This window comes from Rhodohalobacter mucosus, from assembly GCF_003150675.1.
Classification (GTDB): domain Bacteria; phylum Bacteroidota; class Rhodothermia; order Balneolales; family Balneolaceae; genus Rhodohalobacter; species Rhodohalobacter mucosus.
The window spans coordinates 268,531-294,156 of record NZ_QGGB01000010.1 but is presented as its reverse complement, the minus strand read 5'-3'; the positions used below and the strand labels follow the sequence as shown (position 1 = coordinate 294,156).

The 25,626-nt window shown below is 47.8% G+C and carries 19 protein-coding genes; 5 read left to right on the top strand and 14 right to left on the bottom strand.

Annotated features, from left to right (window positions below):
* Window positions 1-217 precede the first annotated feature (217 nt).
* The 5 genes from DDZ15_RS15490 to DDZ15_RS15465 all read left to right on the top strand — a co-directional run bounded on the left by DDZ15_RS15490 (window position 218) and on the right by DDZ15_RS15465 (window position 9,099).
* The gene (locus DDZ15_RS15490; RefSeq protein WP_199222987.1) at window positions 218-2,443 is read left to right on the top strand and encodes an amino acid permease; all 2,226 of its coding nucleotides are present in this window, start codon (window positions 218-220) and stop codon (window positions 2,441-2,443) included.
* Between the two features lie 106 nt (window positions 2,444-2,549).
* Window positions 2,550-4,184: a potassium channel family protein gene (locus DDZ15_RS15485; RefSeq protein WP_109648021.1), complete on the top strand. Its 1,635-nt coding sequence runs from the start codon at window positions 2,550-2,552 to the stop codon at window positions 4,182-4,184.
* A 499-nt stretch (window positions 4,185-4,683) separates the two neighbouring features.
* Window positions 4,684-5,097 carry a response regulator gene (locus DDZ15_RS15480; RefSeq protein WP_146198616.1) on the top strand — a complete coding sequence of 138 codons (414 nt, stop codon included), beginning with the start codon at window positions 4,684-4,686 and terminating at the stop codon, window positions 5,095-5,097.
* 327 nt (window positions 5,098-5,424) lie between these two features.
* Entirely contained in the window at window positions 5,425-6,882 is a 1,458-nt protein-coding gene (locus DDZ15_RS15475) for a serine hydrolase domain-containing protein (protein ID WP_109648019.1), read from the top strand.
* Window positions 6,883-7,902: 1,020 nt separating this feature from the next.
* Window positions 7,903-9,099, top strand: a complete 1,197-nt coding sequence (locus tag DDZ15_RS15465) for an ATP-binding protein (protein ID WP_109648017.1) — start codon at window positions 7,903-7,905, stop codon at window positions 9,097-9,099.
* Window positions 9,100-9,624: 525 nt separating this feature from the next.
* Here the strand turns inward: DDZ15_RS15465 and DDZ15_RS15460 are convergent.
* The 14 genes from DDZ15_RS15460 to DDZ15_RS15395 all read right to left on the bottom strand — a co-directional run bounded on the left by DDZ15_RS15460 (window position 9,625) and on the right by DDZ15_RS15395 (window position 25,597).
* The gene (locus tag DDZ15_RS15460) at window positions 9,625-11,850 is read right to left on the bottom strand and encodes a prolyl oligopeptidase family serine peptidase (RefSeq protein ID WP_158278741.1); all 2,226 of its coding nucleotides are present in this window, start codon (window positions 11,848-11,850) and stop codon (window positions 9,625-9,627) included.
* Window positions 11,851-12,194: 344 nt separating this feature from the next.
* Entirely contained in the window at window positions 12,195-12,503 is a 309-nt protein-coding gene (locus tag DDZ15_RS15455; RefSeq protein WP_109648015.1) for a GIY-YIG nuclease family protein, read from the bottom strand.
* A 52-nt stretch (window positions 12,504-12,555) separates the two neighbouring features.
* A complete protein-coding gene (locus DDZ15_RS16635; protein ID WP_146198615.1) occupies window positions 12,556-12,774 on the bottom strand; it encodes a hypothetical protein in 219 nt (72 codons plus the stop codon).
* A gap of 733 nt (window positions 12,775-13,507) precedes the next feature.
* The gene (locus DDZ15_RS15450) at window positions 13,508-14,536 is read right to left on the bottom strand and encodes a zinc-binding dehydrogenase (protein ID WP_109648014.1); all 1,029 of its coding nucleotides are present in this window, start codon (window positions 14,534-14,536) and stop codon (window positions 13,508-13,510) included.
* Window positions 14,537-15,119: 583 nt separating this feature from the next.
* Window positions 15,120-15,449, bottom strand: coding sequence for a P-II family nitrogen regulator (locus tag DDZ15_RS15445; RefSeq protein WP_109648013.1), 330 nt, complete (start codon window positions 15,447-15,449; stop codon window positions 15,120-15,122).
* A 42-nt stretch (window positions 15,450-15,491) separates the two neighbouring features.
* Entirely contained in the window at window positions 15,492-16,502 is a 1,011-nt protein-coding gene (locus DDZ15_RS15440; RefSeq protein WP_109648012.1) for a sodium-dependent bicarbonate transport family permease, read from the bottom strand.
* 1,259 nt (window positions 16,503-17,761) lie between these two features.
* Entirely contained in the window at window positions 17,762-18,100 is a 339-nt protein-coding gene (locus DDZ15_RS15430; RefSeq protein WP_109648010.1) for a hypothetical protein, read from the bottom strand.
* 330 nt (window positions 18,101-18,430) lie between these two features.
* Window positions 18,431-19,267 carry a protein NO VEIN domain-containing protein gene (locus tag DDZ15_RS15425; protein WP_109648009.1) on the bottom strand — a complete coding sequence of 279 codons (837 nt, stop codon included), beginning with the start codon at window positions 19,265-19,267 and terminating at the stop codon, window positions 18,431-18,433.
* Window positions 19,267-21,066 (bottom strand): AAA family ATPase, encoded by a 1,800-nt coding sequence (locus DDZ15_RS15420; RefSeq protein WP_109648008.1) that lies wholly within the window; start codon window positions 21,064-21,066, stop codon window positions 19,267-19,269. Before DDZ15_RS15420 ends, DDZ15_RS15425 begins: the two co-directional genes overlap by 1 nt.
* Before the next feature lie 25 nt (window positions 21,067-21,091).
* Entirely contained in the window at window positions 21,092-22,714 is a 1,623-nt protein-coding gene (locus DDZ15_RS15415) for a TIGR02391 family protein (protein ID WP_109648007.1), read from the bottom strand.
* An 11-nt stretch (window positions 22,715-22,725) separates the two neighbouring features.
* Window positions 22,726-23,751 (bottom strand): DNA cytosine methyltransferase, encoded by a 1,026-nt coding sequence (locus DDZ15_RS15410; RefSeq protein ID WP_109648006.1) that lies wholly within the window; start codon window positions 23,749-23,751, stop codon window positions 22,726-22,728.
* A gap of 70 nt (window positions 23,752-23,821) precedes the next feature.
* Entirely contained in the window at window positions 23,822-24,226 is a 405-nt protein-coding gene (locus DDZ15_RS15405; RefSeq protein WP_109648005.1) for a very short patch repair endonuclease, read from the bottom strand.
* A gap of 1 nt (window position 24,227) precedes the next feature.
* The gene (locus tag DDZ15_RS15400) at window positions 24,228-24,596 is read right to left on the bottom strand and encodes an HIT family protein (RefSeq protein WP_109648037.1); all 369 of its coding nucleotides are present in this window, start codon (window positions 24,594-24,596) and stop codon (window positions 24,228-24,230) included.
* Between the two features lie 11 nt (window positions 24,597-24,607).
* Window positions 24,608-25,597 (bottom strand): HNH endonuclease, encoded by a 990-nt coding sequence (locus DDZ15_RS15395; protein ID WP_109648004.1) that lies wholly within the window; start codon window positions 25,595-25,597, stop codon window positions 24,608-24,610.
* Window positions 25,598-25,626 lie beyond the last annotated feature (29 nt).

Sequence of the window (25,626 nt, the reverse complement as noted above, 5' to 3'; positions counted from 1 at the left end):
CCTGCACCCTGCACCCTGCACCCTGCACCCTGCACCCTGCACCCTGCACCCTGCACCCTGCACCCTGCACCCTGCACCCTGCACCCTGCACCCTGCACCCTGCACCCTGCACCCTGCACCCTGCACCCTGCACCTTGAAACCTGCATTTCTCACGTGCATGAATGGAATTCTCTGGTTAGATTAATAAAATAGCTTGTTTTTTTAACCTTTGGTCAGATGAAGTCCATGGACGAGCCGCAACCGGAGACGCTTCAGGAGCAGGTTGATGAACAAAAATCGACTGTCAGGAAAAAATACGGCACCTTCGCCGGAGTATTTGTACCCACACTGCTCACAATACTGGGCGTAATTCTGTTTGTTCGGCACGGCTGGGTAATTGGCAACGCGGGTTTGCTGGGTGGTATCGGAATCATCAGTCTTGCCTTTATTATCGTGACGTTTACAGCGCTCTCCATGTCATGTATCACCACAAATATCAGGATCAGGGCTGGAGGTGCCTACTCCATTATTTCGCAATCCCTGGGTCTGGAAGTGGGTGGCAGTGTGGGAATTCCGCTCTATCTGGCACAGACGTTTGCCATCAGTATGTATATCTTCGGCTTCAGGGAGGGGTGGCTCTATATTTTTCCCGAACACCCTGCACTGATGGTTGATTTTACGGTGTTCGTAACCCTCTTTATTGTGGCCTATCTTAGTGCGGGCCTTGCCTTCAGAATACAGTATATCATTCTGGCTGTGATCATCGGAGCTTTGATTTCGGTTGCGGTGAGCGCGTTTACCGGTGTATTTACGACAGATCCGCAATGGGTCGGTAACTTTCCGGGCGGAGGAGACGATGGCTCAACCGTTAGCTTCTGGATAGTGTTTGCCGTCTTTTTTCCTGCTGCGACAGGGATTATGGCAGGGGTTAATATGTCGGGAGAGCTTAAAAATCCGAAAAAAAGCATTCCATTTGGTACCCTTGCGGCCATTGCAATCAGCTTTGTAGTCTATGTACTTGTGGGCTGGTGGCTCTCCCGTGTCGCAACTCCCGAAGAGCTGGTAAGCAATTATAACGTATTGATCGACTACGCCTATTGGCCTTCGGCCGTGCTTGGAGGCCTGCTTGGGGCTACTTTTTCATCCGCCCTGTCATCCATCGTGGGAGCGCCGAGAATTTTGCAGGCACTGGGTGATCATAACATCTTTCCCGGCGGGTCTTTCTTCTCAAAACTTGCCGGCAACGGAGAACCGCGCAACGCCATTCTTTTTACGGGAGGTGTTGTGGTGGCGACCCTGATGCTGCGCGATCTCAACAGCATTGCACCGCTCATCACCATGTTTTTTCTCATTACGTACACCATGATTAATATGGTGGTGTTTATCGAGCAGCGCCTCGACATGATCAGTTTTCGGCCCACCTTTACCATTCCCCGGTTTGTACCCGTGATAGGCACTCTGGGTTGCCTTTTTACTATGTTTATCATCAATCCCAGTTTTGGACTGGTTGCCATCAGCCTGGTGGTGGGTGCATATCTCTATCTGGTGAAGAGGAAGCTGGAGGTACCCTATGGCGATATGCGCAGCGGGCTCTTTGTTTCAATTGCGGAGTGGGCAGCCAAACATGTATCAATGCTCCCCGAAAAAAATGAGCGTGCCTGGAAAGCGAACCTTTTGGTTCCGGTTCAGAGTTCACGGGAGCTGCGCGGAAGTTTCAGCCTCATTCGAAATCTTGTGTATCCAAGAGGATCCGTCAAGCTCATTGGCATTACGGGGCAGGACCGCATTGAGCAGCTTTCAGAAGGCCTGATGAACATGTCGTCCGCCTTCAGCCGTGAAAACGTATATACACGCTGGTCGGTTATTAAATCAGATGACTTCCATTTGGCTCTTCTAAACTCTCTTCAAACCCTTCAGGGCACATTTTTCAAACCCAATATTCTGTTCTTACGGCTTCAGCCGGGGCAGGAGAATGAGGATGAACTGCTGACCTTGATTTCTGAAGCACGGGCCAACGAAATGGGAGTTCAGCTCTATGTGGAAGACAATGTGGCACAGCTGGGCAGGAGCGACAGCATTAATGTGTGGCTGAGGGAACAGAGCCCGGACTGGGACCTGAGCATGGATCTGGGCAATATTGATCTTGCCCTTTTGTCGGGATATAAGCTCAAGAAAAACTGGGGAGCCAGAATGAGAGTGATTGTTGTGGTAGAGGAGGGCCAGGAGGAAGCTGCTCATGCATACCTGGAAGACCTTCTGGATGTTGCCAGGCTAAAAGGAGTAATTCCGCATGTGGAGATCGGCACGTTTGAGGATGCACTTGGGAATGCACCCCACGCGGATGTCGACTTCTTTGGGCTGCCGGATGAGCCGGATATGGAAACGTTGCGCTCCTATGTAGAGCAAACCCGTTCGGCCTGCGTATTTGTAGCAGATTCCGGTGACGAAAATATTCTTGCATAAGCCCGATTTGAGCAAAGAGTTCCTGAACTGGAGTGAAACTGTTTTCCGGCTTTGGTAAGTTGTAAACAGGGCTGAATCTGCATTAAGGTGACAAAAAGAAGATAAAATGGGAGAAAACCTGATTCGCAAAATCCTGTTATCACTGGTCGTGGTCGCGGCCATTGTGGTAAGCTATGCGGAGATTTTTCTTTGGTCAATGTTCTACCTGGAAGGGCAGACAGTCACCTTTGCACAGTCTTTGCAGGTTGTGGTGGAGTCGCTGACAACCAGCGGCTATGGTGGATTTTCCCCCTGGGAGCACGATTTTCTGAACTACTTCGTGATCTGGATGAATTTCACGGGTGTTGCGCTCGTTTTTATCGCATTTCCCGTATTTATTCTGCCTTACCTGAAAGATGTGGTAAGCAAGTCGGCGCCGCGCAAGGTCACAAAAAACGGTCATGTGATTATTTGCGAATATTCGCCCCTGGTGGATGCGCTGCTCCGGGAACTCAATTCGCGTGAGCAAGACTATGTCATTATTGAGGAGGATGAACAGAAAGCGCTGGAGCTGATTGCATCAGGTTTGAATGTGATGGCAGGTGATCCCGAGCAGGGTGATGTGCTGAATCGTGCATGCCTCAAAAAATCACTCGCACTGGTTGTCCACTCAGCGGCCGATAGGAGCATCAGCATACTTTTTTCAGCGAAAAATACCCTGAATAAAGAAAAGACCAAGAAGATTGCCATATTGCGCGATGAAACCATGGAGGAGTATTTTCAGCTTGCGGGTGCGGATATCACCATTTCTCCACGGCAGCTGATTGGGAAAAGCCTTGCCCTTCAGATTCCGGCCATATCCATCAAAAACAGCGTTGAAATCGACAGCAATATCGAGCTGGTTGAAATGGATATTGAAGAGGGCAGTGAACTTTGTAACCTGACGGTAACCGAGGCCAATCTTCTGAATCAGTTCAGAATCAATGTGATCGGTTCATGGGTAAACGGGGAGTTTATCACCCCGGTGCCGCCCGAACTTACACTGACGTCCAAAACCCGGCTGCTTGTAGCGGGCGACAGGGAAGAGCTGGAGCAGCTTACCCGCAAGGCTGAGTCTAAAATCCGTCATTTTCGCCGCAGCAATGTGCTGGTGCTTGGATACGGCATCTCAGGAAAAGCTGCCGCAGACCTGCTCGACAGCAAAAGCATTGAGGTCACGATTATCGATATTGCAGAAAAAGAGGGAGTGGATGTGGTGGGAGATATCCGGATGTCAGATACCCTGGAGCGCGGTGGGATCAATGATGCTTCCGCAGTCATTATTACCATCCAGGATGATACCACGGCGTTATTCGCAACGCTTCTTGCCAGGAAAATGAATGACAGTGCAAGAATCATCGTGCGGGCGAATGAAACGGACGATGTAAAGAAACTTTATCAGGCCGGGGCCGACTATGTACAGTCGCTTGCGACGGTGAGCGGACGAATGTTGGCATCCTGTATTTTTGATGACGAAACCTCTCTGGCTGCGGAAAAACAGATCGATCTGGTACAGCTCCCGGCGGGAAATCTTGCAGGGGCCAGCCTTGCACAGAATGATGTGCGGTCTGAAACCGGCTGCACGATTCTGGCCGTAATTCGTGAAGGAGAGAAGATAACAGACATTCCTCCCGAGAGTTTTACGTTTAACAAGGATGATGAAATTATCATAGCGGGGACCGACGAAAATATCCACAAGTTCGAAAAACAGTTTCTCAAGTAACGTGCGTTTGCAGAGATAAACTGGAAAAGTGATCTTCCTTTTTTGCAAGGAGAGTTCGGGCGTTAATTCAGATCTTGTCACGGAATTAACATTTAGAAATAAGCTCATAAGCCTTACTTCATCACCCTTTCAATAGGGATCACTGCGGGGAAAAAGGCACACTTCTCAAGAATCTTTTATCCGGAACTGACTCTAACAGCCATTCCCCTCCAAATGCCTCATACCCGCACCATGCACGGGTAAAACGCGGTATCGGTGTTTTCTGCGACGATCCGTTAAATCACCTAAAATGAAGCTGAAGCACAAATATTTTGCAACGATTGGCGGCTTTATCTCTCTTTATTTGTAGTACATGTGGATGATGGAACGACATCTGCCGGCCTGAACGCCGGGAACCGTTCCGGTCATTCGGAGTATGCTCATTAGTTTAAAACTCAGTCATGTACGCTTATTTGATTACATACAGCAATCTGTAGAAAAAAGACGAGAAACTAGACACGTGAGACGCCAAACCGCATTTATAATCAGAGACGAATCGTCGCAGTCGGTCATGCACGACCAGGCGCTGCTGCTTGAGATGTTGATTTATCAGCTTGGACAGGATCTGGTTGGCGCCGCTTCCTTTGGACAGGAAGTGCTCAGTAAGATCGCTGAGGTGCGCCCCGATATTATCTGGCTCGATAATCCGCTCAAATACACCCCCGACGGTTTTTCAATTGCACAACAGATCCGAAAAATCTACAATCCGGTCATCATCGGCCTTACTCCCGGAAGCCGTGAGCGCAGAAGCCGCCGCCGATTGTCTTCATCCCGGACCGGCAGCCTGCAAAGGGAGCCATCTGGCTTTACACATTGCTTCAGCAAACCAATCTCCTTTTCAAAAGTGAAGGCTTCCGTTCAGGGAGCGGTTTAAGGGCGGAAGGCTCCACTACGCCAGTTACTTCGTGAATGCTTCATAGTTCAAGAACGCTACGAGGAGCAGGCGGAAGGCTGAAGTGAGAAGTGAGACGGGGAGAAGTGGAGCATGAGGTTAACGGGCAGAGCATATCCATTCCCGCGCCGTAAATAAATTGGCAGGAAGCCTGCGAACGCAGGCCCCGACAACCCGCAATTCACCACCAACCACCAACAACAGACAATAAACAACTCCTCGAAACTAAAATCCTTGCAAAAATGATCGGTTTTCCGTCAATTAATCTCTTGAACAGAAATGCATCAAATTTTAATTGGGGATTGACGGATGATATACAGGATTTTGGGACTTTTACTTGTCTGCATGCTCGGTATGAGCGGACTCTCTTTTGGACAGGATTCGGAAGAAGAGGAAACCAAAACAGACTATACAGAGGCAGTAATACTGGTAAACGTGTGGCTGGATGCCATGCAAAAATATGACGAACTGCCCGGTGTGAGCGCGATCGCGCTGCAGGATCAGGAGGTGATCTGGAAAGGCGCCTATGGTATGGCCAACCCGGATACAGGGCTGGAGATGTCGCCAAACACCATCTGCAGCATCTGCTCCATCTCCAAGCTGTTTACCTCAATCGCCATTATGAACCTGTATGAGGACGGCGAGCTTCGCCTGGATGATGAGATACAGGACCTGCTGCCGGAATATGATCTTCCACAGCAGTATGAGCTCAGCGGACCGATCACCATTCGCAAACTTCTGACACACTCATCCGGACTCCCCAGAGAAAATGCATGGTCGCACTGGACCGATCCGGATCTGGAGTTCCCCACCAAGGAGGAGATTCTGGAGAGGCTGGAAGAGCAGCAAACCCTCTACCCGTCATCCACCTATTTCCAGTATAGCAATCTTGCCATGGCGCTGCTGGGATATGTGGTTGAGGAAGTGAGTGGCCAGAGCTTTGAGGACTATGTGAACACCCTTATTCTGAATCCCCTGGATATGGAGGATACGCGCCCCGACATGCCCGAAGACCTTTGGGGCGATCAGCTGGCTGTCGGGCACTCCAGTGAAACCATGGAAGGAGTACAGGAAAGGCTGCCGATGTTTGAGCCCAACGGGGTAACCCCCGCTGCCGGATTCAGCTCCACGGTGGAAGACCTGGCCGACTTTGCGGCCTGGCAATTCCGTCTCTATGACGCAGAAGAAGAGGAGATCCTGCATCCGGCAACCATCAAAAACATGCACAACATCCACTGGATGGACAGCGATTTCGGCACCAGCTGGGGACTGGGTTTTTCAGTCTACAAAGGTCCGGACGATCAAAAATGGGTAGGCCATGGCGGACACTGCCCGGGATACAAAACCACACTGATGATGAATCCGGAAACCAAGATGGCCTACTCGGTGATGATCAACAGCAGCAATCCAAATCCATCCAAGTACGCACGGGGCATTCACAGCATCCTCTCCAAAGCGAAAAGCATTGAGCCTGCTGAGGAAGAGATGGCGGAAGAGCTGGCTGAATACGCCGGATACTACCAGGGGCAGGTGATGCGATCCACCAGTTATGTGGGAACCTGGGGCGACAAGTTGGTTAGGATGGGGCTTCCGGCCGACAATCCGGGTGGGTTCAACACCTACCGCAGAGTGGATAAAGACCATTTTGTACGCATCCGCGACAATGGCGAGGATGGCGAGAGCATGCGTTTTATCCGCAATGACGACGGCGAGATCGTCCAGATGAAGTACTATGATAACTACATCAGCAACCGGGTGGAACTTTAGGGAAACGGAAGAACAGAAGAACCGATAAATGTCCAACCGAGAAAGTGAGATGGGAAACGTCAGACGGGGTGAAGTCCCCTCTTGAGAGGGGAAGGTGTTGCCGCAGGCAATAGCAGGGGTGTGTCCGGTAGGGGCTGGAGATACGTTACTGCGGCGCGGGAAAGCAATGGTTCAATCAGGATCCGGATGCGCCGCACAACGGCATGCCATGCAGTTGTCATCCCGACCGGAACCGTCCCGAGCCTTTCGGGACGGTGAAGCGGAGGGATCCCCTGACTATGCATGCCCGTACGTTTTGCCAAGCCTGCCCCAGAACCGTGCATGGGGATGTCTCCGTTCGTTCTCCGTCTTCTGACGGATCACTCAGTCGACATGACAGGTTCCGGGTATTGAATCTGGCGGCGCATTGGATTTTGGAGTAAACAAGGAGCTTGTTCCGCGCCGCCATTAAAAATTAAGGAAACAGAAGAACAGAGGAACGTCCAACCGATGAACCGATAAAGTGGTAGGGAAAAGGTGAGATACCAAACGTCAACGTCAGACGTGAGATGTGAGGGTCGGTGAAAAAGTCCCCTCTTGAGAGGGGAAGGTGTTGCCGCAGGCAATACCAGGGGTGTGTCCGGTAGGGGCGGAGATACGTTACTGAGGCGCGGGAAAGCAATGGTTCAATTAGGATCCGGATGCGCCGCACAAGTACCCACAGCGTACTTGTCATCCCGACCGGAACCGTTCCGAGCCTTTCGGGACGGTGAAGCGGAGGGATCCCCTGACCACGCATGCCCGTACGTTTTGCCAAGGCCTGCCCAAGAACCACGCACAGGGATATGGGATAGATTCAGGCTCTTCCCGCGCCGCCAGGGAGAAGAAACCGAAAGAAAATGATGAACAGAGCAACGGAAAAGCAGAAAAAGTGAAACGGCTGAAATGAACAAATGATCTGGCTTTGATTCGGGCATTTATTAATTGACTTGTTTACAAGTCAATTTGATATTATTTTTGACTTCAATTCAAGTCAAAAATATGGATTCTTTATACGAATATCAGGAAGATGTGCTGAATCAGGTTTCCGATACGTTTTTCCGGAGCCTTTATGATAAGCTGAACTGGAATGAGAGGTTTTTGGGGATCACAGGTTTGCGGGGGACGGGTAAAACGACGATGCTGCTCCAATATCTCAAATATTCGGCACCCGACAGAGAACATTCTCTATATGTAACTGCCGACCACCCTTGGTTTTATGATCACACGTTATTCGATCTCTCCGGTCAGTTCAGAAAATACGGTGGAACGCTGTTATTGATAGATGAAATACACAGATATCCGAATTGGTCGCGTGAGCTAAAAAATATCTATGACGGATTTCCGGAACTTCAGGTCATTTTCACCGCCTCATCGGTGCTCGACATTTTAAAAGGGGAGGCAGACCTTAGCCGGCGTGCCCTAACCAAAGAACTTCCGGGTCTCTCTTTCAGAGAATTTCTGGAATTGAAATATCAGCACAAATTGCCGGTCTTCACATTGGATGAGATGCTGAAAGACCCCAAACAGGTAAGTGAACCCGTAGTTTCAGTTCTAAAGCCCATTCCGCTTTTTAATGAGTATCTGAAAAACGGTTATTTCCCATTTTCGGTGACGAAAAGTGATGAGTCTTTTCAACAATTACTCCACCAGGTGATCAACACAGTAATGGAGGTCGACCTGCAGATTGTTGAGGAGTATTCGGCGTCGAATACGATCAAGATGAAAAAATTGCTGGGAGTAATTGCTGAATCGGTTCCGTTTGAGCCTAATATTTCAAAAATTGCAGGCCGGCTTGAATTGGGGAGGGATACGGTAAAAACCTACCTGTGGAATTTGGACCGTGCAAGGCTGCTGAACCTTTTGAGTCGTTCTACGCGCGGCGCAGCGGCTCTCCGCAAGCCGGACAAAATTTATCTTGAGAATACCAATCTGAGTCATGCGCTGAAGCCAAATCCCGGGCGCGGTACATTACGCGAAACGTTTTTTGTAAACCAGCTGCGCAATGCAGGGCATGTAGTTGAACTGGCTAAAACCGGAGATTTCATTATTGACGGAGATAGGATATTCGAAATCGGCGGCCCTTCAAAAGATAACTCGCAGATCAGAAATAAGAACAATGCCTGGCTCGCCCTCGACGATCTGGAACACCCTTATCTGAACCGTATACCGCTTTGGATGTTCGGTTTCTTGTATTGAGAAAAAGAAACCGGGAGAAACTTACCAACCGCATAACCGATAAAGTGGTAGGGAAAAGGTGAGATACCAAACGTCAGACGTCAAACGTGAGACGTGAGGGGCGGTGAAAAGGTCCCCTCTTGAGAGGGGAAGGTGTTGCCGCAGGCAATACCAGGGGTGTGTCCGGTAGGGGCTGGAGATACGTTACTGCGGCGCGGGAAAGAAATGGTTCAATTTGGGATCCGGATGCGCCGCACAAGTACCCACAGCGTACTTGTCATCCCGACCGGAACCGTTCCGAGTCTTTCGGGACGGTGAAGCGGAGGGATCCCCTGACCACGCATACCCGTACGTTTTGCCAAGGCCTGCCCAAGAACCACGCACAGGGATATGTGATAGATTCAGGCTCTTCCCGCACCGCCTCAAAGAGTCAAGGAATCCGACAAACCGAGGAAGTAGATGCTGTAGATAGATTGAAATTTACGGACTGCTTTTTACTTTTCATTTCTGCCATCTCACTCCAGCACTTCATCAGTTTACCATTTGTCAGTTCGTCTGTTCATCTGTTTCAAAATGTTCCTCATACCACTCAAACACCGTTTCCCATTGGTGGTAAAAATCCTCTTCGGTGCCTGCCAGGCCGGCGCCGTGTCCGGCGTTCATGTAGTTTATCCATTTTACCGGCTTGTCCAGGCGGCGTAACGCGTAGTACATCTCCCGCTGATTGTCTGCGGGTACGTTCCAGTCGCCCTCACCGCTCAGAATCAGAAGCGGGGTGGTGATGCGGTCGGCAAAAAAGACAGCGCTGTGGGCTACATATTTATCCGGCGCCTCCCAGAAGGTTTGACCAATCCGGTCCTGCCCCACTTCAGCGGCTGAATAGTTCCGGGTGCCGATTTTGGGGCTGTCGCCCAGGAAACTGATCATGTTAACCTTGCCTGAATTGTTGATGGCCGCTGCGAAGCGATCCGTTTGGGTGATGAGCAAGTTGGCGCCGTACCCGCCATAACTGATCCCTTCCACGCCCAGTTTTGTGCCATCCACCAAACCTCTCTCCATCAGCTTGTTAATAGCGGTGGTTACGCCCTTCACCCAGCCCTCGCCGGGATAGCCCTGTTCCAGGTCCACGGAGGGACGAAGCACAAAATACCCGCGGTTGGCGAGTACGTTGGCCAGTGCGTTAAAGTTGTTGTCAAAGAAATTCTCGTAGATATAGGCGATCAGCGGATATTTCTCGCCCTCCTCGTAATTGGCCGGGTAATAGAGAACGCCGTAAAGGGTGTCCGCATCCACGTCCATATACTGAATCAGTTCGGTTTCAGGAATCGCATACTCATCCAGCCAGTCGCTGAAGGCGGTCAGCCTGCGAAGATCGCTCAGGTCATAGCTACTTGCAAACACCTCGGTGGGATGGTTACCCTCTGCGCGTTCAAAGACCAGGAGATCGGCATCTTCCGCAAAATTCCAGTCCGAATAGAGTTGGTCGTCCACAAGCAGGGTTTCCATCTCCTGAGTGTCAATGTTGTATCGCACCATGCCGCGCTGCCATTCGTCACGTGCGGAGGTGGTGAAATAGAGATGACCTTCATTTTCGGACCAGTGCATCAGGTTTCGCCGGGGTTCGCTATCCTCATCTTCCGGAAATCGATAGATCAGCTCCATATCGGTTTCTGCCGTGTCGGTCCCGGCAAGATGATATCCCTTATCGGAGCGCAGCAGCACCGATTCGCCGCTCTGGCTCCACCGGTCGAAACGGAACTCCAGGCTTGTGGTATCCTCCTCCTCAACAAACTCGTAACGATCTGCGGTGATCTCAATTCCCGCGGTATCCGCAATATGACGGATAAACACTTTGCCCTCATCCGACCACGCCCACCGGGTGCCTGCAGGATCCCACTCCGCATCGGGTGAATCCGTTGTCCGGGAGACCAGTGTATCGCGCTGAGCCGGATTGTTCAGGCTGACGGTGTACATCAGGTATTCGGTGGCGTCATCCGATCGCGTATAATCCGTACGAAGGGGAAATTCCTGTGTGATGGCGGCGAAAGAGCCATCCTCCGCGATATTGAGGGAGTCAAACATCCCTTCGTCTGTCAACTCTGTCACCTCACGCGAATCTATATCAAGAAATGTCAGGAGAGAGGTGCTGTTTTGATTCCAGACGCGGTCCCATGCCAAAAAATCGTTGTTGGAATCCTGGATCACAATGGGTCCGTCGTTGATAGCCGTGTACATCGAGTCGGCCTTCGCCCTCCAGCCATCGGCCCGCAGCGACAGGATTAACCCGGATCCGTCCGGCGTCCAGTCGAGACCGGTATTGGATGCGATCTCCAGGCCGGTACGGGGCCGCAGCTCACGAAGGCGCTGCCGCCCGGCATCATACAGATGGAGCGTTACTTGCTGCCCGTCCATCATAACAATGGCCAGTGTGCGGTTATCGGGCGACCATGCCGTGTTCTGAATCACCTCCGGACGATCGGTGACCTCGTGCTGCTCTCCGTTCTCCGTATCCAAAACATACAGGCGGGAGGTGCGCTGCTGCAGATAGGTCGGATCGGCAAACCGGAAGTGATCAACCCCAAGCCGGTCGCGCTGGGTGGAGGCAGACACGGCCGCAAATCGACCGTCGTCAGTGATGCCGGTGATGTTGATGTTCTCCACCTCGAGCATCTCATCCGGTGTGAACGGTTTCAGATCTTGTGCAATAGCAGGCGGGTAACCGGTTTGAAAAAGGAGTCCTGCAAACAGAATAGAAAAGAGAATACGGTACATGGCAAGGTTATCTGGAGTTAGTAAATAGTCACTGCGTAAGTACGCGTCTTCGGCCAAGGTTTGCAAGAGAAGTGGGAAAAAAATGAAACAGAAGAACAGAGGAACAGAGGAACAGAAGAACAGAAGATCAGAAGAACAGAGAAACCGAGCAACCGACAAAGTGGAGGGATCCCCTGACCATGCATACCCGTACGTTCTTTCAAAGCCTGCCCCAGAACCACGCATGGGGATGTCTCCACTCCGGCCTGTGGCCTACGGTCGACATGACAGGTGCGTGTGTCATTAAGGCGCGGCGCGCAGGGTTTTGGGAAAGAAGTGAGATCTTCCAGCGCCGCGGGAGTGAATTACTTCCTTTTCAACAGCAACTCATCATACAAATCCCTCCATTCGGGATTATATTTTTCAATCAATGCAATTTTCTTTTCACGGCTCCATCGCTTGATCTGTTTTTCCCTGGCAATGGCTTCGTGTACGTCTGCATATGATTCCCAGTGCACCAGTTTCGTCACTTTATAGCGACTCGTGAAACCCGGCATCTGCATGGATTTATGCTCGGCGGTTCGTTTCAGGCTTCGTCCTGTCATTCCCGTATACAGGACGGTGTGATGAGCATTGGTCATGATGTAAACGTTGTAGCTCTTTATTCTATTCATACTTGTAAGAACCCGAAATCCCAGACTCCTTACATATTTTTCCCTTAGTCTCTTATGTGCCCGATGCGGCGCGGGAAAGCAGCGGTTCAATTGAGATCCAGATGCGCCGCACAAGTACCCACAGCGTACTTGTCATCCCGACCGGAGGCCAAAGGCCGTAGCGGAGGGATCCCCTGACCACGCATACCCTTACGTTTTGCCAAGCCTGCCCCAGAACCACGCATGGGGATGTCTCCACGCATTCGCTCCGCTCATTTGGTCGACATGACATGTGCGGGTGTTATTAAAGCACGGCGCATAGGAATTTGGAGAAAACAGTTGGGTTCGGTCTGCGCCGCCATTAAAAATTAAGGAAACAGAAGAACAGAGGAACGTCCAACCGATGAACCGACAAAGTAGGGGAATTCGAACTATGGCAGTATGTTGCCTTCTGCCCACTGCCTGACACACTCCATGCGCCGCGGGAAAATAGTGGTTCAATTGAGATCCGGATGCGCCGCACAAGTACCCACAGCGTACTTGTCATCCCGACCGGAGGCCGGAGGCCGTAGCGGAGGGATCCCCTGACCATGCATACCCTTACGTTCTTTCAAAGCCTGCCCCGGAACCACGACCGGAAGGATCCCCTAACCACGCATACCCTTACGTTTTGCCAAGCCTGCCCAAGAACCACGAATGGGGATGTCTTCGCTATACTGTCCCAAAAGGCGGGGGACGAAGAACGAACGGAGGGATCTCCTCACCATGCATACCCGTAGGTTTTACAAAAATTTGCCCCAGAACCACATACGGGGATGTCTCCGCTCTGGCCTGCGGCCTACGGTCGACATGACAGTTGTCATGGTAGGGAAGGGCGGCGCATAGGTTATGGGATAGTGTCAAGCCTTTCCCGCGCCGCATGTAAAAAAGACAGGAAACCAATGAAAAGAGAAACCAACTACTCACAACGGACCACTAACAACCAACAAAAGACACTTCAGCACCCTTAACACATGAACACTTCATCACTCCGGCACCAAAATCACCTTCCCGATATTCCTTCTCTCCTCAATGTAGCGGTGCGCCTCGCCGGCGTTGTCGAAGGAGAAGGTGGTGTCGACGTGCGGGTTGATCCATCCCTCTTCCACGCCGGTCAGGATGTCGCTCACCCAGCCGGACGCCTTGTCGGCCTCGTGCCATAGATGGCCCAGGTTCACCCCGTACACGCCCCGGTTCTTGCCGATAAGCGGCAGCGGATGGTAGATCGGCATCCCGGCCAGGGTCTTGAGCATGCGGAAGGTGGACGCAACCGGATTGCTGGCGCCCGAGCTGGCCGTCGAGATGCCGTACATGCCCAGGCGTCCCGTTGATCGCAGCGCCTTCATGCTCTTCTTCCAGTGGCTGCCGCCGAGCGGATCGGTGATCAGCTCCACGCCGCGGTCGTCGGTCAGGTCCATCAGTTCCTCCAGCCAGTCGCCCGTGCGGTAGTCGATGGCGTGATCGAGTCCGCGGTCGGACAGAAAATCGTGTTTGCGCGGACTGGCGGTTCCATAGGTTGTGGCTCCGATGTGCCGCGCAATGTCGAGCTGGGCCAGGCCCATGCCGCCACCCGCGTTGTGGATCAACACCGATTCCCCGGCCCGCAGACCGCCCATCACCACGATCAGCACCCACGCGGTGATGTAGTTCACCGGCAGCGTGGCGGCCTCTTCAAACGAGAGCCGCTCCGGCTTGATGTGAACCTGGTTCTCCTTTACCAGCACCTGCTCCGCCTGCCCGCCGAACCGGGTGATGGCCAGCACCTCCTTGCCGATCCACTCCCGGCTTACCCTGGAACCTGCATCCGCGACAATGCCGGACACCTCATAGCCCATCACGCACGGCTTGTCCGGGCCGTCGGGGTACTGCCCCTTGCGTGCGAGGATATCGGCAAAATTGAGCCCGGAGGCTTTTACCTGGATCAGCAGTTGATCGTCGGATGGCGCGAGGTCCGCAACCTCCTGCACCTCCAGAACATCATAGCCGCCGTTTGAAGTGTTTACAATCTGGCGCATGGCGAGTGGGATTTGGTTATTGGTTGATCCGTATCAGCATCATGGAAAAGAGTCTACAGGCAACATAGACAAACGGCAGGATTTGTGAAACATGGGAAACGGAGGAACGGAGAAACAGACGAACGGATGAATGAATGAACGGATGAACAGACGAACCGAGCAACCGAGCAACAGAACAACCGAGAAAGGGGTAGGGGAAAGATGGGATACCAAACGTCAGACATCAAACGTGAGGGGCGGTGAAGAAGTCCCCTTTGGAGAGGGGAAGGTGTTGCCGTAGGCAATACCAGGGGTGTGTCCGGCAGGGGCGGGACCAATGCCTCGACACCCAAATTGCCGCCATTGGCGGAGAAAAGAAACCGACGAACAGAACAACCGGAATAAACAGACAAACAGAGCAACCGAGCAACAGAACAACCGAGAAAGGGATAGGGGAAAGATGAGATACCAAACGCCAGACGTCAAACGTGAGGGGCGGTGATGAAGTCCCCTCTTGAGAGGGGAAGGTGATGCCGCAGGCAATACCAGGGGTGTGTCCGGCAGGGGCGGGACCTATGTCTCAATACCCAATACCCAATACTCACTACTTACCCCCAAACTTACCCGGCCTTAAAACCTCCACATCCTCCAGGTACACAATGCCCGAATACTTGTCAAAACACTGCTCCACAACCTGATTGCCGATCTCCTCGGCAGTGGTTTTGTTGTTCACGACAACCTCGATTCTCACCGTTGCAAAATCGTCCACAACTGAGGCGCGTTCGGAGGTGTAGTGCTTGTGATGGGCGCCCCGGCCGCCTGCGGGCACCACCGTGTAACCGCGCGCACCGCTGGCATCGATGATCCTGCAGATCTTTTCAGAGAGCATCTTTTCCGCAATAATTACAACCTTTTTCGCTTTGTGGTATGTCATAATCGTCTCCTCCGGGATGTTGTCAGTGAGATAGCGTGACGTTTAGATATCAAATACAATTTGCGCAAGGGCAATGAACAGCGGGATGGCCACCGCAATGGCCACGGGTGTTCCCACGCTGGTGGATGCGCCAATATAGGAAGAAGGATTGGCCGATGGAATGCCGGCCCTCAGGGTTGGCGGACCCGAAATATCCGAGTTCGACGAAGCGATGACCGACAGGATGATCACCCCGCCCGGGCTGAATCCCACCAGCAGGTGCGCGATGTAGCCCAGTCCGAACGCAATGAGTCCGTGCAGCAGCGGTGCAAACCCTGCGTAGATGGCGTACCAGTGGGCCACGCTGCGCAGTTCCTTGATGCGGTCGTACGCCTCCATGCCCATAATCAGCATCAGGATGGAGAGAAACCCGCGAAAGAGCGGCTCATAGAACGACTCGAGGACCGAGCCGGAATTGGTAAACAGTCCCAGCGCCAGGCCGAGCAGCAGGGCCGAGAGGGCGGATCCGCGCAGGCTCTCTTTCACGATCCCCCACACATTCACGTCCACCTCTCCTCCGCCGTTCTCCTCTTTCTTCATGTGAATATTGGCCATTACGATGGCCAGGATGAGCGCGGGGATGTCCATGAACGGGTAGAGCGCGGGCGCCCACGCCTCGAAGGCGATCGCCTCCTCCTCCAGCATCACAATGGCAACGGCCAGGGTGGAGGCGCTTACCGCCCCGAACAGGCCCGCCGTGGCAAAGCCGTCCGCACTGTTCACGCCCGGCAGCAGGCCGAAGATGGCGATGCCCACGCGCACAATTGCCAGCCCGATCAGGATGGAGAAGAACGCCGGCAGGGCCATGGCAAACAGGTTCGCCTCGCGGATCTCAATCCCGCCGTTTAGCCCGATCTTCATCAGCAGCATAAACACCACAAACTGGTAGATCGGGTTGGGAATTTTAAGCTTGCTGCCCAGCGCGGCAATGAGCATGCCGCCGATCAAAAAGCCCAGCGTGGGTGATTGAAACTGTACCAGGAACCGTATGAAGAAATCTGCCAGGAAATCCATTTGTGTCTGTTCGTCATGGGGGATGACCCGGAGCAGCCCGGCCGGTGCATCACCTTAGCCGCTATGTCCGGGGTTCATTTTTGCCGCGCATAAAGTAATGTTAATATCGGATAGAAGTACCATAAGAATTATTTATGTTCATCATAAGCCGGAATAATGGGAAGGAACGGAGGAACGGAGAAACAGACGAACAGAAGAACAGATGAACCGAGAAACAGAGAAACCGATAAAGTGAGATGTAAGACGGAAAGAAGTCCCCTCTGGAGAGGGGAAGGTGTTGCCGCAGGCAATACCAGGGGTGTGTCCCGTGGGGACTGGACCCATGCCTCGACACCCAGATCGCTGCACTGACATACCCGTACGTCCTGCCAAAGCCTGCCCAGGAACCACGTTAGGGGATGTCTTGGCATAGCGATCCCTACGGGGCCGTGCATTCTCCGTCGGCTGACGGATCACTCAGTCGACATGACAGGCTCCGGTGTATTGAAGATGGCGGCGCATTGGATTTTGGAGTAAACAAGGAGCTCGTCCCGCGCCGCCACGAAAGCTCAAGGCAACCGACGAACAGAGAAACAGAGAATCAGAGAAACAGAGAAACCGATAAAGTGGGAGGGGATTCGAAGCGAAGCGTAGAACCGCGAAGCGAAACGTCAAACGTCAGACGTCAAACGTTGTCAATCCCTGAATTTTGTAGAGCGACCGACAACCGGAGGAAACCGACCAATCGCACAACCGAACAACCGCACAACCGACAAAGTGGAGTATTGAATCAGGCTGCATCTTTTTTCACTTTTCACCCATTCGACTCCGCTCAGGGCATGCTTTTGCCTTCTGCCTGTGTAAGCTTCCTGAACTACGAAGCATTCGCGAACTAGTTAGCGTAGTGGAGCCTTCTGCCTTACGACTGACATACTGTACACTGTAGTAAGCCCGTCTCAAAACACAATACTCAAGTCGAATTTTCCTCCGTGCTTCCGTGGCAAATAAACCAATCCATTACCATGGAAATAGCTGAAAGCTGACTGCTTCCCCGCTTGGTAATTGATCAGTTGCTCGGTTGAGCGGTTGATCATTCCCCCCTGTTCCCCCCGTCCTTCCGTGGCAAGTCAACCGAACCAGGAACAGCAATAATAGCCGCCGGCTCTCCCATTGGTCATTGAACATTGATCTGTTGAGCGGTTGAACATTTCACACTCTTCTCTCCGTGGCAAATCAACCGAACCAGGAACAGCAAAAATAGCCGCCGTTTCCCCCACTGGTCATTGAACATTGGTCGGTTGTGCGGTTGAATATTTTCCCCCGCCGCTGTTGTCAATGGAGGAAAGGATGTAGACCCGCCTCAGGCCATTGAGCAGATCATAGTCGGAGGATGCACGACACCGGAAGAGGATCCGAAGCAGCAGCCCGATTTTCTCATGCCGATAGCCGGTTTGAACAGCGTGTTTGGGCCAGGTAATTGAGAGCACCAGCAGGCCGTTCTTCATTTCAAGCACCTCGGCCCACAGGCCGCCAAACATGGCCAGCCACTTGACGCCGGCCTGGGCATAGGAGCTGTTAAGCCGACTAAGCTGTTCGTCATTCAGGGTAAGGTTTCCCAATTTGGTTGACTTTTGAGGTGGTATAGGAATAATTGTTTAATGGATCCTGCAAAATGGTGAAAGGCATATTCCATATTTGGTCATTGCCCCGAAATTCGGGGGGACGATTGTGCGGTTGAACATTTCCTCCCCCGCATTGATTTGGTCACAGTGCCCGAGTTTTGGTCGGTTGGCAATCCGCTTAATGAATAGGGCGGACTTCTTGATGCTTGGGTAAGCAAATAATATGGGGTCGACAACTTGTAAGAAACTTTGTGGCTAAATCACATAAAGTTTTGCTTAAGCAGATCTCTACTAATTAAATAATTGTTATCAAATATTACATCGCATTCACTTCGGCCAACCCAAATACTCTGTAGGCAAGTTGTAACTGGTTTCTTTCAAAGAACCTTTAAGCTGATAAAATTTAGGATCTTTCCTGAAATTGAATAGCCTGTAAAGACTGTATTTATCAGCGTTTGATTTAGAAAAACTGAACTCATTACGGGTAAAGTAAAAAGGGGCATCTTTACCCATTTGAGTTGTTTTAACTTCAATGAATTTTTCTTTTCCGTCTTCACTGAATGATAGAATATCAAATCCAGCAGAATCACCATCTGTTTGAGAAATGTGCTCGATTTTATTGGAATAAGATTTCATCCCGAGATTGATTAGTCTTTGTTTCTCATAGTTGATGACAAATTCTTCGCCTAGCAATCCTAATTTTTTATTTTTAAGCTCTTGTTTGTAATAATTCCGTTCCAACCTACCAGTGTAGCTGAGAAACGGTTCATCTACTTTGATTTCGAATTTCGGAACTTCTACTTCACTGTTTAGAAAAGCATCGAGTTGTGGAAGTTTCAGATCGGCATTCAAAAAATTTCCAATCACCTCATCCAATTCTGGGTGTAGACTCAAGTAATTTTCTACTTCTTCTTTTAACAACTGCTGATAATTACCCCGAGGTTTGTAACCTGGGATATAAGGCAGGCCCATTTCGATGAGAACAGCACTTATATTTTGATGTTTGAATTCAATGGATCCTTCAGATCTGTCATTTAGTAATTTTACAACATTTCTGCGATGCTGTGCTTTGACATAATCTATTCCAGACAACTCCTTTTTGAGCATGTCATAATAGTCGCTTACTATGGCAATTACTTCATTTCTTGTCCAATCCTCAGCCATTAGTGATTTCTTATGCGATTAATCAAATTAACGATGCTCTCAAAATTGTCATCTTTTTTATTGACCCATTGCTTTATAAACATAGAATATAGATTGTCAATTTTCTCATCTGTATCAAATAAAGCCTTTTTTAGGATATAAAATTTCGATTTAAAATTTTCTTCGCTTTCAACTTCATCCCAGACTTCTTCTTTATCATCACGGACACCTAAAATGCTTTCAGCATAATCTCTATTCCAGATAATCTCCTCTGGCTGTTGGGCTGGTAGGTAATAGACACATTCATTATAGTATTTCAAGTAACGAAGCATTAGATCAATTTTTCCTTCAACCTGCCCTCCTTCATCATAGCTATTAGGATGAAATGAGATTTTTATCCCAGTCTGAGATTTTATGAGCTCGCTTAGAATTTCTTCCGTTTTTTCAGCATCAGTTAAACTATCTGGGTTAACATGTCGATCAACTTTCTTTTCATCTCCATCTAATACAATAAACCGTGTAGTATTATCATTTTGACTATATACCTTTAGAAAGTCGGTTTTAATAATCGAGCTTCCTCCAGGAAAAAATTTGACTTCTATTGTTGAAACAGCTCCGTGGCCCAGACTTTGTATCACTGCTTCCAGAATTTTTTTAGATAAAACATCTTCAACAATTATTTCATATTTCTCAGGATTTGGCAATTCTAAATGATAGAAAGCTTCTTTGTACGTTCGGTCTTGATCAATCTTAAATCTACCTGAAGAAAGATTTTGATAAAATACCTTAATCGCTTCTTTTGGCAGATCTTCTATCAGAGTTGGTGAATGAGTTGAAAGAATAATTTGATGTTTCTTTCTTTTAATTTGATCCAATAAATATAATTTAAGTCGATGCTGTGCTCCAGGGTGTAATGAAACCTCCGGTTCATCCAGTAAAATTAGCGAATAGTTGGGTGCCTCATTTATTTCTGTAATTAATTTTACTATTGCCACTTCTCCACTACCTGCAAAAGCTTCGGAATATGATGCGAGATTTGTTTTAAATTTGACCGAAAATCCCCAGTCTGTAAAAAACTTATGCTCTACAATTTTACCACTAACATATTCTCTACCTAAGATGAATGAAATTGCCTTAATTTCTTCTTCTGTTAAATTTTTTAGTGTTTTGTTTTGCCAACTTTGATGGGGTCCATGAACAATTTGTGTAGTACCTAAAAAAACCTTTTGTAATTGCTTTGACTTTCTTCTTAGATATTCTTGTTTATTTCTTGATTTAAGGTGTGTCGGTTCACGAAAGTAAAAATATTTATCAAACGCACTTAGTTCTGATCTGAAATCAAGATAAATTACATTCTTCTTGATTGGTGGATTCCGTTCCCGATCTTCATCATCTGGAATCGGTCTCATTCCCGCCCATTTTAGCGGCCGGCTTGTTTCCCAATAATTTGGATTTCCACTCCTTCTAATTCTTGCTTTAACAACTTCTAGATTAGCACCATTTTGATCTTTATAAGAATAGAAAAAGCTATGACGCTTCTTTTCGTCACTATAATATTTAATAGGATCTACTGCAGTATCAAACCAAAAGTCATACGGAGTCTGTCCTTCTGGAGCACCATATAAAGCATGAAGTGTAGAACTTTTACCTGATCCATTTGGTCCAACAAATACGGTAAAAGGAAAATCAAAATTTATTCTGCTGTTGAGTTCAAGATTCCGGTAGAAAGGAAATTGAATAAGATCAATATAGTTTTTAAGCTGATGATTAGCGTTTATAGCATTTAAGGATTGTAGTAAATCAGAAAGTTCTAAATTCATTATGGTTTAAAACTCATCTATTTTATTATCTTCTACTAGATTGATCCACTTTATGAATTAGATAAGATGTTAAACTCAATAGATCTAAACAATCACGATCATTGAATATTTTCGGAAAGATATCTTTTTTAAAATCATGAGAAGCGGGATTTCTAAACCCCATCATAATTCCTTTTGACAATGACTCTTGACCATTTTCAATATTTTTCTCGGATCTTGTGGTATTTTCAGTAAGTAATAAAACGGAATTGTCGGATCCAAATACAGTTTCCATTAAATTGAAACCAGTTCTATTGTTTATTCCGCTTTTTTGTTTTACAAGTTCTTCAAGCTGCTTAAGAGCCTCAATTGCAGCTCTCAGATAATCTTCTTTCTCATAATCATCTTTAGCAACTTCATGGATTGCAGGATGTAAATGTCTCCAGTGATAGTAAGGATACTCTGGAGCGATTTCATGTAAATTTTTTACCACCTCAGCTTGTTCTGAGTCCTGTAACTCAGAGTCTTCTAACCTATCAATTATAGGAGCAACTCTTGAACGAATTTCAACAGGCAGTTTTTCAAACCAGTCTTGAATGTTCAATTCTGTCTTCTCTTGAACTTTTTCTCTACGAACCTCTTTTCGTTTTTCTCTCCAGTTTCTTTCTATCTCAAACATTATCTGTCTGAGATATTTTCTGAGCTCTTCTGTTTTTGGAAGATCCCAACTTAAAGATTGTCTATCTGTAGAGATTACATCTTCTTCCCAATCATCAACGTAATCAACTTCCAGCCAACCAGTAAAGTAAGAGTAACCATGACTTGATTCAGAGACACCAAAAAATTCAGGGGCGTTTATAAGCCTGCCATTTGCAAACAAAGTAATACCTCTTAAACCAGGCTTGAGAGGTTTTTCAGTTGATAAAATTTTACCATTAATCAATTTAGAATGATCATATTCCGCCGCAACATTATCTAGAAACTTAGGAAATTCCCACTCGAATTGAGGTTCAATATTTTTGAACTTTAATTTTTCATCAATTTGTATTGGTTCATCATTATTTAGGGACAGATAAACTTGAAATGTATTATCAAACAGATTAAAAAGCTTTGACAGACTTACTGCCAATCCTTCTTTGTCGAATGCAGATTTACGTTTCAGATCTTTCAATAAGATTTCTGTACCATGATTCTTTTCATGAGTCTCAACAATTTTAAATTCTGGTTTATAATCTGAACCTTCGGTACCTATTAACTCATTCCAACTTAATGTGAAATTAACCTGCTCTGCTGAATCTTTCGTAATAGTTTCAATTTCAATTGTTTCTGCTAAACCAAAAAAGGCTAATTTTCCCAGACCTTTTCTACCAGTTACTTTTCTTTTTCCACTTGGACTTTTTCGATCACCCTCTTGTCTTCTTTTTCTACCTATTCTCAAAAATTTATCATTTAGATCCTCAAAAGACATACCGAATCCATCATCGGTTACTTGTATTCTTTTACCCTGTTCATCATCATATAAATTAATAATAACTGTCTCAGCATCTGCATCGTATGCGTTTGCAATCAGTTCTGCTAAAGCATTAGGTAAGTTTGAATACATCTTAACCCCCAAATGCTCTATTGTATGAGGATCAAAACTCATCAAGAGCTCTTTCTTTTCAGCCATATGAATGATATTTAATCTGTGATTACTGTGGCAACTTCTTCAGCAAGTTTTGGTGGAACAGCATTTCCTATCATTTTGCCTATAGCAGAAAGGCTATTAGCATAAAAAACATATCCTTTTGGAAACGATTGAAGGGTAGCTCCTTCACGAATAGATATAGCTCTGTCTTGTTCTGGATGACCATATCTCCCGCTTGATGTATATCGAAATTTGGTTGTTATGGCCGGGGCAGGTTTATCCCAACTCATACGGCCATAAACATCCGTATGTCCACTATGGTTTTTATAACAATCCAATTGCAGATTTACATCATCGGAAAAATCAAGTCGATTGCCACCGTCCTTACTAACTTTTTTAATTCTCTTGAGATTTATATCTGTTAAACCTGCAACAGTGTGCATGAAAACTGTTTTATCAATATGACCAGCTTCTACCGGAGGAAATTCATCATAATTACCAATTGCATCTTCGACAGTTTTAAGGTTTTTCTTATCCCCTTCTGGAATTGAAATTTGTGTTTGTATACGTGTTGCTATCAGAACATACCTTCGCCTATTTTGAGGTACTCCAAAGTATTTGGCATTTATGACCTTATCATCAAATACAAAATTCTTTATGCTAAGAAAATCTTTGAATTTGGCAATAGGACTGTCTTTGCTTTTATCAAACCCAGGTACATTTTCAATGAAAATATATCCGGGATTGAAATAATCAACAAACTTTTGAAAATCTTTCAGAAGTAGACGTGAATTCTTCGATTTAGTCTTGTCAGTTTTGAGATTTGTGTAGTATTGACAAGGACTACACCCAATGAAGATTAAATTGTCATCATCCTTCTCAATTGCAATTTGCTCTTGTAACTCTTCGTAACTAAGCTTAGAAATATCTTTATGGATAAACTTTGAGCCAGGATTATTCCTTTCATAAGTATCTTTATAGACGTCATCGACATCAATACCCCCAAGCACATCAACATTTGCCTGTCGAAAACCACATGTAACGCCTCCAGCCCCGCAAAAAAAATCTACCGCTTTCATGATGCATTTCTTTAAATAGGATAGTTGAAATAATTAAGTAATATTTCGTAGAAGTATCAATCAGAAAAAACTATATAATTGATAATATTAAATTTTTAAGATTGTTAGGCTCTTTTGTTTCACATTCCCAAACGACAATTACATTCCAACCCATTTCTTCCAGTTCCTGAATGTGTTTTTTATCACGTTCCTTATTCTTGTGGAGCTTTTCTTTCCACCACTCTGTTCGAGTTTCAGGTATCTTAAAATATTTACACCCTTCATGAGCATGCCAGAAGCAACCGTGCACAAAGATAACAGAATTATACTTTGGCAACACCAGATCAGGCTTGCCGGGTAAATCTTTTCTGTGCAAGCTGTACCTGAACCCGTTTGAGTGCAGAAATTTCCTAACAATCATTTCAGGCTTGGTATCTTTGCCCGAAATCTGACTCATGTTGTAGCTGCGAGTTTTCGGTTCGTGTACGTCTGCCATATCAATAAAATCCTTTTCCTTTCACCGAATGCCTAACCCCACCTCTCGGATCATCCATATCCCCCTCATACCTCGGTATCACATGGCAGTGAAAATGAAACACGGTCTGTCCGGCCGCTTCGCCGCAGTTCATGCCGATATTGTAGCCGTCGGGGGAGTGGGTTTGTTCAATCAACTCTTTCGCTTTCAGGATGAGTGATGGCAATTCTGCTTGCTCCTCCTTGGTCAGATCAAAAAAGTTTGTGCAGTCCCGTCTTGAAATGATGAGCAGATGTCCAGGGCTAACTGGGTATTTATCGGGCACAATGAAAAATAGAGTGCTGCGGTGTAACCATTGATCGTGCAATATTTCGGTGAATACGCTTCTCATCGATTGGTTCATTAATTTTTTTTGTGAAAGACTTCGAACCGCTCATTATGATGCAGAAGTGCTACTCTGTGTGGGAAGAACATTTCCTGAACAGGAAGCAGAATTTTACAGTTTTTCAGTTTTAGAGTCTCTTCCACTCTATTGCGGTTTTTCTCGAGCCATGATGAAATTCGTATCGTGTAATCATCCCGTACGGTAATCATCATATTATCGAACATCCAGTGATGCGACCTACAAAGCGAAAGTCCGTTCCGGGGGTCATCGTTGTTGCTCTCACTCCAAGGTATGATATGGGCACCCTCTACAAGGGTTTGACCGCCAGGTGTTTCTACGCGCGAACGGCAAAACGCGCATGCATTCTCATAATTCTTTCTGACTGTAATCGAAAACCCAGTTTCACGGACCTGCTTAAACTGCACCTTACGTTTCCTTTCAACATTTTTACTGTGATCCGCAATAAACGGATCGGCTGCCATGTTTGCTGTCAAAACGGCGTATTGCCTCGCCTCAAAATTTAGTGAAGCGACTTTAAGCACATGTCCGGCTGTATCATCATCAAAATAGTGTCCGGCTAAAAGCTGGCGCAATGCATTCCGCTCCCACATCATATCCATTAGCCGGTACAGGTCAGGTTTGAGTATTGCATACTCAACTCTCGACTGCAGGCTGCCTAAAGATGGCGAGTACGTGTACTCTTTTTCGCCTTCCCGGTATTTCAGCTCCCAAAACGGCTCACTTTTCATATGAAAGAACGGAAGGGCAATCGTTGTAACCTTATCCGTTCCCATTGTTGCGTTCCAGTATAGAAAGAAAGTATCTATAAGTTCTCGGCTTAATTCAATTCTGTTGTCAGTTATCCATCCCTGATCAATGCCATCGAGTATACTTAATAGTAGAAACGGTTTGTGTGGTGCCCTCCCTCGTGTACGATCGTCCCAGGCATGTGATCGGTCCGAATTGAGATTTAAAATGGGTTCTATTTCTCTTGTAAAATCTTTCATCGTTTCGGTTAATATCGCAAATCAAAAAT